The following is a 17,422-nucleotide window of genomic DNA, read 5'->3' on the forward strand; positions in this document are numbered from 1 at the left end:
AGATATGAAAGCAGAAGAAAATAATCTCACTATCTCTAATCATGATTTTAAAGTAAAAAGTTACTGGCTTGACCAAGTTGCCGATTTTGGTCAACCAGTCGATTATCCGATAGTCGTCATTTGCCCTGGAGGTGGATTTACCTTCCATTCGCAAAGAGAAGAAGAACCCGTGGCTTTGCGTTTCAATTCATTTGGGATGCACGCGGTGGTCTTAGAATATAAATTAATTGATAAAGAGCCGGTTTATCCTCTGGCCTTGCAAGAATTGGGCAAAGTTATCGACTGGATCAATCAGCAACCCGCATCACGCCATATTGATAAGCAAAGGATTATTTTAGCTGGATTTTCAGCTGGCGGTCATATAGTCGCAGCCTATAATGGGATTGCGACTGATGAAAAATTACGTAAGAAATATCATTTGGATCAGTTCAGCGGTCAACATGCTGCAGCAATCCTGGGATATCCAGTAATCGATATGACAGTGAAGGGCAGTTTCCCTAGTGATGATAAAGTTCGTGAAGAAATCACTCCCGATAAGGCTTTGTGGAAAACTCAAGATTTATTGAACAAGAATTCTAAACCAGTCTTTGTTTGGCAAACGAGAACTGATGAACTGGTCAATGTCATTAATTCATTGATGTATGTTGAAAAGATGAATCAACTAGATTTGCCGGTTGAATATCATTTATTTGGTTCAGGCATCCACGGTTTAGTTTTTGGAACTTATGTGACTAAAAAGCCAGGTAAGGATAAATATCTCAATGCTTGGACTGCAAAATGGATCGAGTTAGCTCTAAATTGGCTTGAAATGATGAAATTAATAGGATAGTTAAACTTTAACTAATGTTTTCTGAAGATTCTCAACAAATTTATAATAATTTGTTGAGGGTCTTTTTTTTGCGTTCTGAAAGGGTTTGGAAAAACGATTTTAAAATTGAAAACGTTTACTTTCTCAGACGCCTTGTTATATTATTTTGCATTGTTATACTAAAGTGGTTTTAAGACAAAGGAAGGTGAGTATTTATCGTTTCTTGAATGAAGTAATATTTCGGCTATCTGCGAGGATAGCGTAGCAATGAATTCAAATTGGAATCAACGCGAAGGGAAATATTACTCATGAAATCTAAAAAGTTTTTAGGATCCATATATTTAATTATTGCTTCAGTAATTTGGGGAGCAATGTTCGTCGTCGTAAAAGTCATTGTCGACGAAGTTCGTCCAATCCAACTAGTTTGGTTAGAATACTTAATCTCACTAGTATTTTTGATTGGATATTCTGCACTAAAGAGAGAAAAATGGCATATCAATTGGCGTGATCTGAGATTGATTTTTTGGATTGGACTAATTGGTAACACGATTTCTCTTGTTGCCCAAGAAGCAGGTACTGGTCTAGCAAATGCTCAGACTGCTTCAGTTATCACATCAACTATCCCAGCCTTTATGATTATTTTTGGCTGGTTGATCTTAAAAGAATCGCTTGATAAGGTCAAAGTATTTTCAGTTATCATGGCCATGTTAGGTGTCGTTTTGATCGTAGGATTAAAGATGTCTGGTAGTAATGTCGTTATGGGAATTCTCCTATTGCTGCTTACTTCAGTGACTTGGGCTTTAATGTCAGTTCTTATTAAAAAAGTAAGGACGTACAGTTCTTTACAAATTACTATTATGTCAACTATAGTAGCTGTAGTCTGCTTGACGCCATTTATTTTGAGTGACATGAAGTCACTTATAAGCATCAATTTCTTGGATCCGAAAGTCTTCTTGAGTTTACTTTACGTCGGTGCAGTTTCAACATCTGTCGCTTATGTAATGTGGAATAAAGGACTTAAAGTTATCAGTGCTAGTTCATCCGGTCTATTTTATTTGATTCAACCAATCGTTGGCTCATTTTTAGGCTGGTTAATGTTAGGAGAACAAATCTCATTCGGCTTTTTGATTGGTTCAATCATGATTTTAGCCAGTGTTTGGGTCTCAGTTAAGTTCGACGGTTCTTCACCAGAAGAAGCTCGACTTGCTAGTGCTGGCAACAACATTTAAATTATGCAAATTATCGAACGAATCCTTTGTGGATTCGTTTTTTTTGTTCCATAAATAGACGTTATTTCACTCATATGTTTAAAATGTATAAAAATTTCTATTGAAAAAACGTGTCATGTTTATAAAAGATGCTATAATCTAGCCTTAACAGGTTTCCTCAAGAATTGAGAATGTTCCGATTGTCTGTGATTGTGGATGGTCCCGCTGTGAAGTTTATGAGAAATCCAGTGAAAAAAGGAATAGTACGATGAATACAAATAAATTAATTGGTTCAATATTGTTGAGCGTTGCCGCCTGCATCTGGGGTGGAACCTTTGTGGCTGTGAAAGTTATCGTTGGTGAAATTCATCCAATTCAATTGGTCTGGTTACGGTATTTTGTGGCCATTATTTTCTTGATAGCTTTCTCGTTAATTAGAAGAGAACATTGGCACGTTAAAGTTAAAGACCTAAAGTGGTTTGCTTTAATTGGTCTAACTGGTTATGCCGTATCGCTGGTCGCTCAAGAAACTGGAACGTGGTTTTCCAGTGCCCAAACGGGAGCGGTCGTAACCTCTGCAACACCAACATTTATGGCAATATTTGCTTGGTGGATTCTCAAAGAAAAATTAAATCATATGAAAATAATTTCCGTCATCATGGCGACTTTAGGCGTCTTGATGATTGTCGGTATTCACTTGACTGGTAAACATATTTTAACTGGCGTGGTTTTATGGATTGTCGCAGCATTGACCTGGTCTTTGATGTCAGTTTTGATTCAAAAAGTTTCTGATTACAGCGCCTTACAAATTACGATTATTTCTACTATCATCGCCATGCTTTTTTTGACGCCGTTTGTTTTAAGAGACGCTTCAGCATTAGAAAGCGTGAACTTCTTCAGTCCCAAAGTTATTATATGTTTATTTTACGTTGGAGCTTTGTCGACCGCTGCAGCTTTTGTGATGTGGAATAAAGGTTTGACGATGGTAAATCCAAGTGTTTCAGGACTGTTCTACCTCTTGCAGCCAATCGTTGGTACTTTGTTAGGTTGGTTACTTTTAGGAGAAGACATCTCATGGGGCTTTGTGGCCGGATCAATTATGATACTAGCAAGTGTCTGGGTATCGATTAAATTCGCATAGAAAAGCAAAATAGGTGGTTTCAAGGAAAATATTTCTTGAAATCACCTATTTTTATTGATTAATTATTCTGATTTGTGGATGTCTCCTAAGATGTCATGTCCAGAGAAATCAAAATCCATATAAGGTTTATTTTTAGTTGGTAAATGTTGTTCCAAAGTATCGAACTGTTGCAATTCTACGTCACCGGTCGCGCTCTTAAATGACAGTAGATGACCACCAAAATCACGTTGATCTGATAAGAAATGATGGTGGAAGCCACCGACTGCAGCACCGTCAAAAATTTCGGGTGAGTAATAGCTCAACAAAGTACCCGTGATATCTTTTTGTTCAAAAATGCTTTGACTTGCGGCAGTTTTGGCCAAGGTATCATATGGCTTGGATGACCTTTTAACAGCTCTAGTTTGCGCGTAGGAAAATTCGCCGTGCAGTTTAATTGAGAAGAAGGTATTGGCGCTAGTTAGTGACAAAATTTTCTTCTCTAAATCGGCTTGTTCGATGTTTTCCACAGAGGTTAGTTTGTGGTAATCAGCCCAATGAATATTGGCAAAGGGAAGCGTGAAATTATCGTCGACCAGATTGACTTGGCCACGATGATCGACTTGGTAAGGCTTGCCATCTAAGATAACCAATTCGCCATCTAAGCCTTCGCCAGTACCGATTCCGGTATCGCCATGAGTCAATAATTCTTTCATAGTGATAGTTCCATCGAGGAGTCCTGGGACTAATAAAGCAAGAGTTCCGTGTTGATAGAGGATATTCGTATTTGACATAAATAAACTTCTTTCTAGTTAGATTAAGGGGTTATTTTAATTTAGAACATCGTCGACAAGTTTGGAAGCTAATTTGATGTTGTCTGAATAGTCGACAGGAATGTGAAGAACTACTGGTCCTTTTGTAGCAAAGGCTTTAGCAAGCATTGGTTCCAAGTCTTCAGTTCTTTCAACGCGCATGCCTGTGGCACCGAAACTTTCAGCATATTTGACGAAATCGACATTTCCAAGTTGAACGCCAGCATCATGGCCATATTTAGCAATCTCTTGGAAGCGAACCATATCGTAGTAGCCATCGTCCCAAATCAATTGCACGATATTTAAATGCAATCTGACAGCTGTTTCAAGTTCTTGACCAGAGAAGAGGAATCCTCCATCGCCAGCTACAGAAACGATTGGTTGTTCAGGGCGCTCAAGTGCTGCAGCAATAGCCCAAGGTAAAGCTACACCAAGTGTTTGCATACCATTACTGAAGAGTAGGTGTCTTGGTTTGTAGCTTCTGAAGTGACGAGCCATCCAAATGTACAAACTACCAACGTCAACAGTTACCGTAGTATCGTCGTTGACTTGATTTTGAAGAGCATGAATGATTGCTAGTGGGTGAATTCCGTTTTTATCGGAGTGATTTTCAGGGATGGCGTCTTTTTTAGTGAATTTTTCCTGTTGCTGTGCTAAATGTTGGTGCATCTCTTGACTCAAGTCGATATCTTTTGGCAATTGCTCGCTGATTTCATCAAGAGTTTTGGCAATATCAGCTTGAACAATCAAGTCTGGTTGATAATCACTGGTGATTTCTGGTGCGATACTATCGAGACTAATGATTTCACCAGTCCGGCCAACGTTCCAATTACGGGCCTCATATTCAATTGGATCATAGCCGACTGCGATGATTAAGTCGCTTTCTTTGAGAATCGTATCGCCGATTTGATTTCTAAATAGTCCCACACGGCCGTAATAGTTCTTTTCAAGGTCACGAGAGATAACACCAGCTCCTTGGAAAGTCTCAACAACGGGGATTGAGAATTTATGGAGAAATTTGTGTATCTTGTGGGTTACTTCATTGGTAGATGAACGCATTCCAGCTAAAATTACGGGAAGTTTAGCTTTTTTAATCTTCTCAATTATTTGGTTGACCGTGTCTTGGTCAGCTCCACCTAATTCTACGGGTGAAAGACTCTTAATAGTAGGACGTGTGACTTCATCATTTAGGACATCTTGTGGAATTGAGATGAATGCTGCACCTGCTTTAGCAGCAGAAGCTGTTTGGTAAGCGTTTGCAAAGGACTCCGACAAATTATTAGCGTCCTGTACTTCCACGCTATCCTTAGTTGCAGCTGATAATAGTTCTTTACTTGAGATACTTTGGTGGGTTAATCTAGCAATATCATTTCGTGGAACTTGACCACCGATAGCAACAACGGGATCTCCTTCAGCGGTTGCAGTAATTAGACCAGTAGCTAAGTTGGAAACACCAGGACCTGAAGTAGTAGCGACTACTCCTGGTTTACCAGTTAAACGTCCAATTCCTGCTGCTATAAAGGAAGCGTTTTGTTCGTGACGAGTGATGATTAATTTGGGTGCTTTAGGATTATCATTGTGTTCTAGGGATTCGAAGAGCTGATCTATTTTAGCTCCAGGAAGTCCAAAAACGTATTTGACTCCTTGATTGATCATAGTTTGAATCAATTCTTGAGCACCATTGACTTGTTTTGCCATTATTTCTAACCTCTTTTTTTATTTAATTTTGTTCTATAATTAATTATAGGTAAAAAAGTAAATCATTCGTGTTGATTTGTCAACACAAAACTTTTCATTGGAGTGTAAATGAATGAAAAATATCGGTTATTTAGCACAAGATATCTCTATCCTACATAGACAATATTACAAGGATACGCGGTCCCAATTCAATCAAATTAACTTAAATCCGACTGCAGCTTGTATTTTATTGTCAGTTGGCGATTACGAAAACATCAGCCAAAATAAAGTTGCTCGACTATTGGTTATCGATAAGGGATTGGCAACTAGAGAAATTAATAAAATGGTCAAATTGGACTATTTGATTAAGAAAAATGGGGCTGGCAAAACTAAGGTTTTGACTTTGACTGACGAAGGTAAAAAAATCGTTGATACAGTTCAAAAAATTCGTAGTCAATGGTGGGAAGACCGTTTTGCTAAATCCGGAATCACACCAGATAGTCCACTAGTTTCTTCTATTGAGGCTGTTGTTTCAACTATTGTAAACCCTGAAGCTGAATAAGGGTAACCTGTAACGTTATATATAACGAAAAAAGCGTTTGACAACGCATGATTTCATCATGTGTCCTCAAACGCTTTTTTGCATTTCACTGACTTTTTCAATTCGAATCATTTTCGTAATATTCTTAGGAAAGATTTGTTTCAAATTATTCCGTAAATTCAAGACCACCATTGAGTGATCATAATTATTAATATTTAAAATTTTAATATCATCAGATAATTTAATATCTATATTATTCAAAATTTTAAATAAGTAATTATCTTCGGTGAAGTTGATAATTTGGAAAGTTTCGTTAGAAATGTTTTGATTTGCAAGCAAAGAATACTTCGAAAATTCTTGAATTGAGCAGTTGATAGGAATCGTATTCCCGTGTGGGCAAGCTTCAGGGTAGTCTAAATAGATGTTTAAGCGGTCAATCAAAAGTGAATCAGGATGATCAGACAGCTTAGTAGCTTTTTCGTAAATCTCGCTCAATGGAATATCCAGTTTTTCATAGAGCCATGTTTCAATCAGACGATGTTGCTGAATCAAAGGAATCACAGCATTTAAGCCCTTTTTAGTTAATTTAGTACCATAGTACTTTGTGTATTTAACTAAGCCTAATTTTGATAAATGTTGTGTTCGATCTGAGATTGAGGCTTTACTAACATCAGCCTTCACCGCTAGATCAATATTGCTGACATTTTGGAAACTGCCACCTAGTTCAAAAATAAGTCTTAAAAAATTCAGGTCATTCATAATTTTCACCACTTTTTGTTATTTAAGGCGTGTTTCTTCTATATAAGCCTTATTTGGAATGTCCCTTGAAAATCCGGTCATCAGCTAGCAGTAGATTGGTAAAAATCCTTGAATACATACCAATCAACATTTCCGATGTAACCCAACTATCGCTGAGATAATTTTGATTATTGACTTCGTTTATTTTTTCTTCTGGTGTCGTGTTCTTCATAAAGTTTCCCCCCATAAGTTATGAATAAAATCTTTTATTAGTAATTCCTAATAAAGATATAGAAGAATATTAAAATAATACGGATTGTCCATAATTAAATAAATATTCTTTATTAATAGACAATAAACCCCGTCGCTAACGTTTTTAATATATCATATTTATTTTGAATAAAATAGTTAAGAAGGGGGTAAACTTTTTTAAATATACCTCATAATATGGTCTTGAAACGCAGTGTAATAGGCAAGTAACCGTTTTCTAATTTTTTGATAAATATTCCTAAAATGTATTTTTTTATTAGGTGACCTTAAAAAATAGTTTACATCCTATTAAGTTGGGGTAGAATGGTTTTTGGAAAGACGAGCAAAGATAAATCTTGTCTTGAGAAAATATATTGGAGGACAGACCAATGTCGAAGCAAAATAACACATTTGAACGTGTGTTAGTCGGTGTTGATGATTCGCCTGATGCACAATTAGCATTTAGATATGCTATGCACCGTTGTATCAAAGATGGATCAACATTAATCATCACTTCCATTTTGGAAAGTGGCGAGATGAATGTATATCAAGCATTGACTAAAGATTACGTCCATTTTGAACGCGATGAACTTGAAGAACATATGAAAGAATATCGTCAGATTGCATTAGATGCCGGAGTTAAAAAGGTCGAACTTATCGTGGCCGAAGGGGATCCCGGTGAAACAATCGTTAAAGACGTTATTCCATCTGCTGAAGCAGATCTTTTGGTTATTGGCTCATTATCGAAAAAAGGTATCAAGAAGTATTTTGGTTCACAAGCAGCATATATGGCGAAATACTCACCTATTTCAATAATGATTATTCGCTAAAAGATATTTTAATAAAGTTAAGGGGAAAGATTAATCATGACTGATGATAATTCAATGACAAAAAAGCATAAATTAATCCACTACGCCAACGGCCCTTCGTTGGAAGAAATTAACGGTACCGTTGATGTACCAAAGAACAAAGGTTTCTTTAAGACCTTATTCGCATATTCAGGACCAGGGGCTTTAGTTGCCGTTGGTTACATGGATCCAGGTAATTGGTCAACATCTATTACAGGTGGTCAAAATTTCCAATACCTATTAATGTCAGTTATTCTTATGTCTAGTTTAATTGCCATGTTACTGCAATATATGGCTGCTAAACTAGGCATCGTGAGTAAGATGGACTTGGCACAAGCCATTCGTGCCAGAACAAGTAAGTCACTAGGTATCGTATTATGGATCCTAACCGAGTTAGCTATCATGGCGACAGATATTGCCGAAGTTATCGGTGCTGCTATCGCTTTGTACTTACTTTTCCATATTCCATTAGTAATTGCCGTATTCATCACTGTTGGTGATGTTCTAGTATTGCTATTATTAACAAAGATTGGTTTCAGAAAAATCGAAGCTATCGTTGTATGTTTAATTCTTGTTATTTTATTTGTTTTCGTATATCAAGTTGCTCTATCAAATCCTAACTGGGGTTCAATATTTGGTGGATTAGTACCAACAGGTAAGACATTCTCAACAAGCCCATCAATCGGTGGTCAAACACCATTGACAGGTGCTCTAGGTATCATTGGTGCTACTGTTATGCCTCACAACTTGTACCTTCACTCAGCTATTTCACAAACAAGAAAAGTTGATCACACTGATGAAGATTCAGTTGCACAAAACGTTCGTTTCTCAGCATGGGATTCAAACATCCAATTGACAGCTGCATTCTTCGTTAATGCTTTGCTATTGATCATGGGTGTTGCCGTATTTAAGAGTGGTGCCGTTAAAGATCCATCATTCTTTGGTTTGTTTGAAGCTCTATCAGATACATCTACATTAAGTAATGGTATTTTAATCAGTGTTGCTAAGTCAGGTATCCTTTCAACATTGTTCGCCGTTGCCTTGTTGGCATCAGGTCAAAACTCAACAATCACTGGTACCTTAACTGGTCAAGTTATCATGGAAGGTTTCGTTCACATGAAGATGCCTATATGGTTACGTCGTTTAGTAACACGTTTAATCTCAGTTATCCCAGTTCTTATCTGTGTTATGATGACAAGCGGTAAGAGCGCAATCTCTGAGCACGAAGCCTTGAATACCTTGATGAATAACTCACAAGTCTTCTTAGCCTTCGCCTTACCATTCTCAATGTTGCCATTGTTAATGATGACAAACAGTAAGACAGAAATGGGTAACAGATTTAAGAACTCAATGTGGTTACAAGTTCTAGGTTGGTTCTCAGTTGTTGCCTTAACATTCTTGAACCTATACGGACTACCAGGTCAAATTGAAGCCTTCTATGGCGACAATCCAGCTAAATCACAATTAGCTACAGCTGACATGATTTCATACGTATTGATTGCAGCCGTACTAGCATTGTTAATCTGGACCGTTGTAGATCTTTATAAAGGTAATGAAAGATTGAAGAAACAATTATCAGCAGAAGGCGCAACAGATGCTGTTGACGCTATTGCTAAGAATGAAAGTACTAGATAGTAAGAGCTGTGAAAAAACATGGTCAGCTACCGAGTACTAACACAAAAAGCGCAAACTCACGAATGTGAGCTTGCGCTTTTTAGGTTAGACGGAAGTAGCTATGTTTTTTCACGCGATACTGAAGCCGCAAGTTTGAGGATAAAAATAGGAAGAACAATTCTAGACGATAAAACAATTTTCCACAATAACGAATGTGAGCTTGGGATTTTTTGGGTTAGACGGAAGTAGTTATGTTTTTCCACAATAAAGGATATGATTCTGCATTCTTCCCATATGTTATGCAATATTTCATTACTATAGGAAGAAAAACAAATAAACTGATAAAATCACTAACTAAACCCAATCAAAAAATCTTCACATTTTGGTACCAATTAATTCGTATTTTAACAACGATAAATTCATAATCATCCGTTATTATTTAAGCATAGTCAAATAACAAAGCAACAAACAAACAGATTTGACTATTACAAAATACTATTAAAATGAATAAAAATTATATCCCCCTCCCAAAAATATAAAACGAAAGAAGAAAACAATATGAGAAATATTAATAAAACAGGAGCTTGCAAATATGCAAGCTCCTTTCTTTTGTCCTAAATCAAAACACCGTTACAATGATCGATTTCATGCTGAATTATTTGAGCAATGAAATCAGTGAATTCTTGGGTATGTTCCTTAAAATTTGTATCTAAATATTCCACTGTAACGCTTTTATAACGGCTGGTTTTTCTTTGACCATCTAAAGAAAGGCAGCCTTCAACAGCTTGATATTCATTCTTTCGATTAATAATAGTGGGATTTATCATCGGAACAGTCATCATTCCCATTGAAAAAGCAATGATTCGTTTGTTGACGCCAATCATATTGGCAGCCATGCCGACGCAATTTTCATGATGATATTTCAAAGTGTCTTGTAAATCAGTTACAACGTTTAAATCGTCTTTAGTGGCGAGACTTGATTTTTGAGCTAAAAAAGTAGTATCGCGATTGATTGATCTAATCATAGTGGACTCCTGTGTCATTAATTAATTACCATTAGTATAATGGAACTAGTAAAAGTTTAACAAGCGGGGGTAGAAAATGAATTTATTGTTTGCGATTGACGATAACGTGGTGACACAGTTAATGACGACCTTGTATTCAATTAAGCAAAATTCATCAGCCAAAAATTATTCAATCTATGTGATTCAAGATAGGAAATTACGCGAGTCGAAGAAGCTGCAGGATTTTTGCCAGAAATTAGGGATGCATTATCATCCAGTTATGGTACAAAAATCTGATTTTGATAGTGCACCGACGACGGACCGTTATCCAAAGACAATTTATTATCGTTTATTAGCCCATAAGTATTTGCCTAAAAATATTAAACGAATTTTATATTTAGATGTCGATATCTTGATCATCAATGATTTGAAGCCTCTTTATCAAATTGATTTAAAGGATTATTGGTACGCGGCTGCTAGTCACAACTCACTTGATGTCACAGATGATTTAAATAAATTAAGGTTAGGTAATTATGAAACTGAAAGTTATTACAATTCCGGCGTTCTGTTGATGGATTTAGATTCAATTAGGGAAAATGTTAAAGCTAGTGACATTTTTGCTTATATCAAAAAGAAGGGGAAAACTTTAGTGTTGCCTGATCAAGATGTGTTAAATGGATTGTATGGCCAGCATATTATGAAAGTTCCAGACGAATTGTATAACTATGACGCTCGGATGAACCCTTTGTATTTTGCAAAAAGCAATGGCGACTGGGATATTGATTGGGTGATTGATCACACGGTAGTCTTACATTTTTGTGGTCGCGATAAACCTTGGCTGCCTGATTATAAGGAACGTTTCTCAGGATTGTATAAGCACTATGCGCATAAAACTAAGCAAATACTATAATGGAGCATCTACTTTTTAGTAGATGTTTTTTTATTGTCAAAATTAATCTCTTGACTAAGTGTCGTTAACGACATATACTATTGTTTGTCGATAACGACATAATGATTTTTACAAGGAGCTATTAATTTATGACTAAAACATTTAAAACTTTAGACGATTTCTTAGGAACACACTTTATTTATACATACGACAATGGTTGGGAATATGAATGGTACGCTAAAAATGACCACACAGTTGACTACCGAATTCACGGTGGCATGGTTGGTGGCCGTTGGGTAACTGATCAAGAAGCTCACATTGTTATGCTGACAGAAGGCATCTACAAGATTTCATGGACAGAACCTACTGGTACAGATGTTGCTTTAGACTTCATGCCTAACGAAAAGAAACTTCACGGAACAATCTTTTTCCCTAAGTGGGTTGAAGAACATCCAGAAATCACTGTTACTTACCAAAATGAACACATCGATTTAATGGAAGAATCTCGTGAAAAATACTAAACATATCCTAAGTTGGTGGTTCCAGAATTTGCTAACATCACATACATGGGTGATGCTGGTCAAGATAACGAAGATGTTATCAGCGAAGCACCTTACAAGGAAATGCCTGACGACATTAGAAATGGCAAGTACTTTGACGAAAACTATCACCGTATCAATAAATAGCATGATAGAATGGTATACGAAGAATCGTATATCATTTTTTTTGGAGATAAAAATGCCTAAGAAACGTATTTTACCCTATGTCTTACTAGGATTGATCAATAATAAAGGAAAACTCTCCGGCTACCAAATCAGTCAGGAGTTTAAAAATGAGGTCGGTGAATTCTGGCATGCTTCACACAGCCAAATTTATCCAGAATTAGCACGGATGAAAGATGATGGTTGGGTGAAGGATGAAGATGATGGTAAGTCAACCTACTATTTAATTACTGATAATGGACAACAAGTGTTACGTAGTTGGTTGGAAGAACCATTAAGCAAAACTGGAGAATTGTTCTCGTTAAAACTTTATTTTATTAAGGATAAGTCGGATTCACTATTAAAATCCTTAATTAGACAAGAATTAGAAATAAAACTAGATAAATTAACCCATTTAAAAAAACGGCTCAAAACGGTTTTCTTTAGCGACAAGCAAATTGAACAAAACTATGGCCATTATTTGATTTTAACGCGAGCAATTGAAAGAGAAACAAATCACGTTAAATGGTTACGTACCAACATCTAAGGAGCGTACTGAATAAGTAGGCTCCTTTTTTTATTGACAGATAAGAACATATGTTCGTATAATGGAGATGCATACAAAAAGGAGGTATAAAACGATGGATTACAGTAAAGAACCACATGGAGTTTTCTTCTTAATTGATAATAAGTCGTTTTATGCCAGCGTTGAGGCAACGTTAAGGGGCTTGAATCCGTTAAAAGAACTGCTGGTAGTAATGAGTGAAGCTGAGAATACTAATGGTGGCTTGATTTTAGCAACTTCGCCGATGGCTAAAAAAATCTTTCATCTTAAGGCAAATGTTTCTAGACAGCGCGACTTGCCAGAGGATCCAAGATTGATTGTTGTCCCACCGCGAATGAATCTCTACATCAAACGAAACTTGCAGATTAATAGTATTTTTCGTGAATTTGCCGCTGAAAGGGATGTTTGGCCGTATTCAATCGATGAATCAATTCTTGATATGACGCATTCTTGGAGATTATTTGGCAATTCTCCTAGAGAAGTTGCCCGAGTGATTCAAAAAACTATCAGAAAGCGTCTGGGATTGTATACGACCGTTGGAATTGGTGACAATCCTGTGCAAGCTAAGATTGCGTTAGATATTTATGCTAAGCATGATCCACAACTAATGGGTGAGATTCATTACGAAACAGTCCCTGAAAAAATTTGGTCGATTTCAAATATGACTGATGTCTGGAGTATTGCCAAACGAACAGAAAAAAGATTGAATCGTTTGGGGATTCACAGCATGTATGAGTTAGCTCATAGCAATCCTTTCTATTTGAAAGAAGAATTAGGGTTGATTGGCGAACAAATTTTTGCGATTGCTTGGGGAATCGACCGTACAAAGATTTCTGATAATATTGCACCTAAAAGTCACAGTATTGGCAATTCTCAAGTTTTGCCAAGAGATTATTTCAATAAGTATGAGATTGAAACAGTTATTAAAGAAATGGGTCAACAAGTTGCTTCAAGATTACGTCATCATCATAAACAAGCAGGTTGCTTTTTCTTAGGTGTCGGTTATTCCTATGCTTCTAGTGAAGAAGGCGAGCGAGGCGGTTTCAATATTAGTGGCAAGATAAACCATACTGATAATGATCAAGAAATAGCTGATTTATTAGTTTATTTATTTGAAAGTCAGTGGCAGGGACAGCCAGTACGCAATCTATCGGTTTATTCTTCTAAATTGATTGATAAAACTAGCCAGCAATTGAATATATTCTTGCCGGTTCAACAACAATGTAAGGATGAAGATAAGTTAAAGGTCGTAGACGAAATCCGTAGTAAATATGGCTTTCAAGCGCTCGTCTATGCTAATAGTTTACAAAAGGGCGGAACCGCGATTACCCGCAGTACTTTAGTGGGTGGTCACAATGGCGGCAATGCTTATGAATAAAGATTTTCAAATTATTATGGAACGGATTAAAGCAAATTTTACTAGAAAAAGAGATACAAGATATTGGTTGCAAATCGTCAATGACCCGTTTGATCGGACTTTTAATTTTTTTATTAATACGCAATATCGTAAAAAAAGGATGCATTCGGTTCCATTACACACGATAAATGTGTATAATTTGTCATATTTAGAGAAAATAGTTGTTCAAATAACCAAAAAAATCCATCTAACTATAGTTTATGATGGATTTATGGGTTTGAAATGGCCCGAGCAACAGGAATTAATTCAAAGAAGGCGACACAGAGATGAATAGTAAGTACGAAGCGGATCCAGATATGGTGCAAGCGTTCTTTGATAATTATTATCATGATCGTGGAAAAATGAAGTGGCAAGGATTTTACTTGTCTGATCATACGGCAGCGTTGAACCGTCAAAAAAAGCAACAACAACATCGAAATGAACTGCGCCCGCAACAAAAAGATGAACAAATAACCAAGCTTTTAATGCAATCTTTTACGTATAATCAAATTGTAAAAGTTCAGTTAAATATTGTAGATTCTAATAATGAAGTGGCAGACGACTTAACTGGAGAGGTTTCCGGTTATGACAATGATGTCTATCACTTAGATAATAAAAAATCCTTTCACCTCGGGGATGTTAGAAATGTTGAAATAGTAATCTAAAACGAAAAAACTACCAACCTATTAAATAAATAATAGATTAGTAGTTTTTTTTGGTTATCAGGATTTATTTAGTCATACAAAAAGGCCAGATGACCACATCTGACCTCCTGCTGATACGAAGTAAGTCGAGAAACTTACTCGCTAAAAACGTATCTTCATGATTATAACAAACATTTTATAAAAATACTAGTAGTCATTTTCATCTTCTATAATATGCTCTTTAGTTTGGTTAAAAATCGTGATGATATGTTGATCACTTAAGCGATAGTGAATGTTGCGACCACGTCTAGCATTGGAAACCAAATTTAATTGTTTAAGAATACTCAATTGATGAGAAATTGATGACTGACTCATATCCAAAGTATCAGCAATTTCTCCAACACTAAGTGGAGTCTCAGCTAGAGCTAAGATGATCTTGACCCGAGTCATATCCCCGAAAGCCTTGAAAATATTGACCATGGCATCCAAGTCATTGTCGCTAGGGAGATTCTGTTTTAAAGTGTGTAAAGCTTGTTGATGCTCGAGTTCAAAATTTTGTTCTGGCATAGCTTATCCTCTTGTTGAAATAGGTTGAAATTCATTAAGACTTATTATATTATAATCAATATATGAATGAATGCTCATATATTCAAATGAACATATAATCATTTCAAGGAGGATGTTCTCGATGAAGTCATACGATGTCCAAACTGATTATAAAATTAAAAATAAACCTAAACGAGTAAAAAATGAGTTAAGTCGTGAGACAAAAATAACGATCACACGACTCTTAACCTCTTTTATTCTACTACTTCTTGGTTCAAGTTCTTTAGTATCTGGGCCAGTCGACGTAATCTTTTTCGTTGTCGCCTATTTAGTGATTGGGGCCAGAATCGTTTATAAAGCCATTCGAAATATTTTTCAAGGTGATATCTTTGATGAGAATTTCTTGATGAGTATTGCGACGATTGGAGCAATCATTTTAGGAGAGTATCCTGAAGCAATTGCTGTGATGCTGTTTTACGAATTGGGAAACGTCTTTGAAGATGTTGCGGTTAATAAATCAAAGAAGTCGATTTCAGCTTTACTAGAAGTAAAACCAAATTTTGCGACTTTAAAAATCGGTCAGGAAACTAAAATCGTTGACCCCAGTGAAGTTTTGATTGGACAAATCATTTTAGTGAAGCCTGGAGAGAAGATTCCTTTAGATGGAACAGTTGTCTTAGGACAATCATCAGTCGATACTTCAGCTTTAACAGGTGAGTCGATGCCACAAAATTTAAAAGTTGGCGACAAAGCCTTAAGTGGTTCGATCAACCAAAATGGCACATTGCAAATTAAAGTCAGCAAAGTCTACAACGATTCGACCGTTGCTAAGATTTTAGACTTAGTTGAAAATGCCAGCAATAAAAAAGCTGACACGGAAAAATTCATTACTAAATTTGCCAAAATTTATACGCCAATCGTTGTCTTTTTAGCGCTTGCTTTAGCTGTCGTTCCACCATTAGCTTTTGCAGGAGCTTGGAGCACTTGGATTTATCGAGCTTTGATTTTTCTAGTGATTTCATGTCCTTGTGCCTTAGTGATTTCCGTTCCCTTGAGTTTTTTCGGTGGCATTGGAGCCGCTTCTCGTCAAGGAATTTTGATCAAGGGCAGCAATTATTTGGAAGCCTTGAATTCAGTCGATACTGTCGCCTTTGACAAGACTGGAACGTTAACTAAAGGCCAGTTCTCAGTTACTAGCGTGACACCAGTTAACGATGTTTCACCAGAACAGCTTTTACAAATAGCTGCTAGTGTTGAGAAGAATTCGACGCATCCGATTGCCGTCTCAATTTTGAAGGCTTATTCAGGAAAACTCTTGAGCGTTGAGAATTCTCATGAACAAGCAGGACACGGCTTAGTTGCTACGATTGCTGGAGAAAAGGTAATCGTGGGAAATGACAAGGCCATGCAACAAGCTGGCATAGATTATGTAAAAAATACTGCTTTAGGAACTATCATCTATGTAGCTAAATCACAGCGTTTTTTAGGTAGCATCGTGATTTCAGATGAACCGAAGCGCGATGCTCGAAAAGCTATCCAATTATTGAACAATCGCGGGATTTCGCAAACGGTCATGCTGACAGGCGATAATCAAAAAATCGGTTCAGCGATTGCTAAGAAATTAAAGACGAGCGACGTTTATACGGACTTGTTGCCTGAAAATAAAGTCCAAATCATCAAAAACCTCTTGCAAAAATCGCATCAAGCTAATAAAAAAGTAGCCTTTGTCGGCGATGGCATCAACGATACTCCAGTTTTAGCTAATTCAGATATTGGCTTTGCAATGGGTGGTTTAGGATCCGATGCCGCTGTTGAAGCAAGCGATATCGTCATTATGGGCGATGAACCTTCTAAAGTTTCTAAGACAATGAAGATTGCCAAGAAAACTCGTCGGGTCGTGCTTGAAAATATCAGCTTTGCTTTAATTGTTAAAGTTTTGTTCTTATTAATGGGAGCTTTAGGATTAGTCGATATGTGGCAAGCAGTTTTTGCCGATGTGGGCGTGACGATTATTGCGGTTTTAAATGCGATTAGATTACAATTTATTAATTTTGATAATTGAACA

The 17,422-nt window shown here is 36.6% G+C and carries 18 protein-coding genes and 1 pseudogene; 13 read left to right on the forward strand and 6 right to left on the reverse strand.

The genetic code is table 11. The features are described 5' to 3' along the window. Window positions 1–4 precede the first annotated feature (4 nt). The 3 genes from FHL06_RS07840 to FHL06_RS07850 all read left to right on the forward strand — a co-directional run bounded on the left by FHL06_RS07840 (window position 5) and on the right by FHL06_RS07850 (window position 3,157). Entirely contained in the window at window positions 5–829 is an 825-nt protein-coding gene (locus FHL06_RS07840) for an alpha/beta hydrolase (protein ID WP_153385675.1), read from the forward strand. Window positions 830–1,116: 287 nt separating this feature from the next. Next, on the forward strand, window positions 1,117–2,037 hold the full coding sequence (locus FHL06_RS07845; RefSeq protein WP_153385676.1) for a DMT family transporter: 921 nt from the start codon (window positions 1,117–1,119) through the stop codon (window positions 2,035–2,037). 247 nt (window positions 2,038–2,284) lie between these two features. Then, entirely contained in the window at window positions 2,285–3,157 is an 873-nt protein-coding gene (locus FHL06_RS07850; protein ID WP_153385677.1) for a DMT family transporter, read from the forward strand. Between the two features lie 62 nt (window positions 3,158–3,219). On the opposite strand, the gene budA is transcribed toward FHL06_RS07850, so the two are convergent. Both budA and alsS read right to left on the reverse strand, forming a co-directional pair. Further along, window positions 3,220–3,927 (reverse strand): acetolactate decarboxylase, encoded by a 708-nt coding sequence (budA, locus tag FHL06_RS07855; protein ID WP_153385678.1) that lies wholly within the window; start codon window positions 3,925–3,927, stop codon window positions 3,220–3,222. Between the two features lie 36 nt (window positions 3,928–3,963). Next, window positions 3,964–5,643, reverse strand: coding sequence for an acetolactate synthase AlsS (gene alsS / locus FHL06_RS07860; protein WP_153385679.1), 1,680 nt, complete (start codon window positions 5,641–5,643; stop codon window positions 3,964–3,966). A 112-nt stretch (window positions 5,644–5,755) separates the two neighbouring features. On the opposite strand from alsS, the gene FHL06_RS07865 reads away from it, so the two are divergent. Next, window positions 5,756–6,184, forward strand: a complete 429-nt coding sequence (locus FHL06_RS07865; RefSeq protein WP_153385680.1) for a MarR family winged helix-turn-helix transcriptional regulator — start codon at window positions 5,756–5,758, stop codon at window positions 6,182–6,184. Between the two features lie 66 nt (window positions 6,185–6,250). Here the strand turns inward: FHL06_RS07865 and FHL06_RS07870 are convergent, their stop codons facing one another. Both FHL06_RS07870 and FHL06_RS07875 read right to left on the reverse strand, forming a co-directional pair. Beyond that, on the reverse strand, window positions 6,251–6,922 hold the full coding sequence (locus FHL06_RS07870) for a metal-dependent transcriptional regulator (RefSeq protein WP_153385681.1): 672 nt from the start codon (window positions 6,920–6,922) through the stop codon (window positions 6,251–6,253). A gap of 49 nt (window positions 6,923–6,971) precedes the next feature. Next, window positions 6,972–7,133, reverse strand: a complete 162-nt coding sequence (locus FHL06_RS07875) for a hypothetical protein (RefSeq protein WP_153385682.1) — start codon at window positions 7,131–7,133, stop codon at window positions 6,972–6,974. A gap of 406 nt (window positions 7,134–7,539) precedes the next feature. Here FHL06_RS07875 and FHL06_RS07880 point away from each other — a divergent pair, with 406 nt between their 5' ends. Together FHL06_RS07880 and FHL06_RS07885 are read left to right on the forward strand one after the other, a co-directional pair. Next, on the forward strand, window positions 7,540–7,980 hold the full coding sequence (locus tag FHL06_RS07880) for a universal stress protein (RefSeq protein ID WP_238333982.1): 441 nt from the start codon (window positions 7,540–7,542) through the stop codon (window positions 7,978–7,980). Between the two features lie 36 nt (window positions 7,981–8,016). Further along, window positions 8,017–9,633 carry an Nramp family divalent metal transporter gene (locus FHL06_RS07885; protein WP_153385684.1) on the forward strand — a complete coding sequence of 539 codons (1,617 nt, stop codon included), beginning with the start codon at window positions 8,017–8,019 and terminating at the stop codon, window positions 9,631–9,633. Between the two features lie 593 nt (window positions 9,634–10,226). Here the strand turns inward: FHL06_RS07885 and FHL06_RS07890 are convergent. After that, window positions 10,227–10,637: a peptide deformylase gene (locus FHL06_RS07890; protein ID WP_153385685.1), complete on the reverse strand. Its 411-nt coding sequence runs from the start codon at window positions 10,635–10,637 to the stop codon at window positions 10,227–10,229. Window positions 10,638–10,713: 76 nt separating this feature from the next. Here FHL06_RS07890 and FHL06_RS07895 point away from each other — a divergent pair, with 76 nt between their 5' ends. The 6 genes and pseudogenes from FHL06_RS07895 to FHL06_RS07920 all read left to right on the forward strand — a co-directional run bounded on the left by FHL06_RS07895 (window position 10,714) and on the right by FHL06_RS07920 (window position 14,832). Further along, window positions 10,714–11,526: a glycosyltransferase family 8 protein gene (locus tag FHL06_RS07895; protein WP_153385686.1), complete on the forward strand. Its 813-nt coding sequence runs from the start codon at window positions 10,714–10,716 to the stop codon at window positions 11,524–11,526. Between the two features lie 128 nt (window positions 11,527–11,654). Continuing rightward, a pseudogene (locus tag FHL06_RS07900) lies at window positions 11,655–12,191 on the forward strand (phenolic acid decarboxylase). A 52-nt stretch (window positions 12,192–12,243) separates the two neighbouring features. Beyond that, complete coding sequence (locus FHL06_RS07905) at window positions 12,244–12,753, forward strand: PadR family transcriptional regulator (protein WP_153385687.1); 510 nt, start codon at window positions 12,244–12,246, stop codon at window positions 12,751–12,753. Window positions 12,754–12,847: 94 nt separating this feature from the next. After that, complete coding sequence (locus tag FHL06_RS07910) at window positions 12,848–14,149, forward strand: Y-family DNA polymerase (protein WP_153385688.1); 1,302 nt, start codon at window positions 12,848–12,850, stop codon at window positions 14,147–14,149. Next, entirely contained in the window at window positions 14,127–14,462 is a 336-nt protein-coding gene (locus FHL06_RS07915; protein WP_238333983.1) for an acetyl-CoA carboxylase, read from the forward strand. Before FHL06_RS07910 ends, FHL06_RS07915 begins: the two co-directional genes overlap by 23 nt. After that, window positions 14,455–14,832: a YolD-like family protein gene (locus FHL06_RS07920; RefSeq protein WP_153385689.1), complete on the forward strand. Its 378-nt coding sequence runs from the start codon at window positions 14,455–14,457 to the stop codon at window positions 14,830–14,832. The genes FHL06_RS07915 and FHL06_RS07920 overlap by 8 nt, the downstream gene beginning before the upstream one ends. Window positions 14,833–15,018: 186 nt before the next feature. Here the strand turns inward: FHL06_RS07920 and FHL06_RS07925 are convergent, their stop codons facing one another. Then, window positions 15,019–15,378 carry an ArsR/SmtB family transcription factor gene (locus tag FHL06_RS07925; protein ID WP_153385690.1) on the reverse strand — a complete coding sequence of 120 codons (360 nt, stop codon included), beginning with the start codon at window positions 15,376–15,378 and terminating at the stop codon, window positions 15,019–15,021. Window positions 15,379–15,499: 121 nt separating this feature from the next. On the opposite strand from FHL06_RS07925, the gene FHL06_RS07930 reads away from it, so the two are divergent. Beyond that, window positions 15,500–17,419 carry a heavy metal translocating P-type ATPase gene (locus FHL06_RS07930; RefSeq protein WP_153385691.1) on the forward strand — a complete coding sequence of 640 codons (1,920 nt, stop codon included), beginning with the start codon at window positions 15,500–15,502 and terminating at the stop codon, window positions 17,417–17,419. Window positions 17,420–17,422: the final 3 nt, after the last annotated feature.

Origin of the sequence: Companilactobacillus halodurans (assembly GCF_009600985.1) — a bacterium.
Lineage (GTDB): Bacteria > Bacillota > Bacilli > Lactobacillales > Lactobacillaceae > Companilactobacillus > Companilactobacillus halodurans.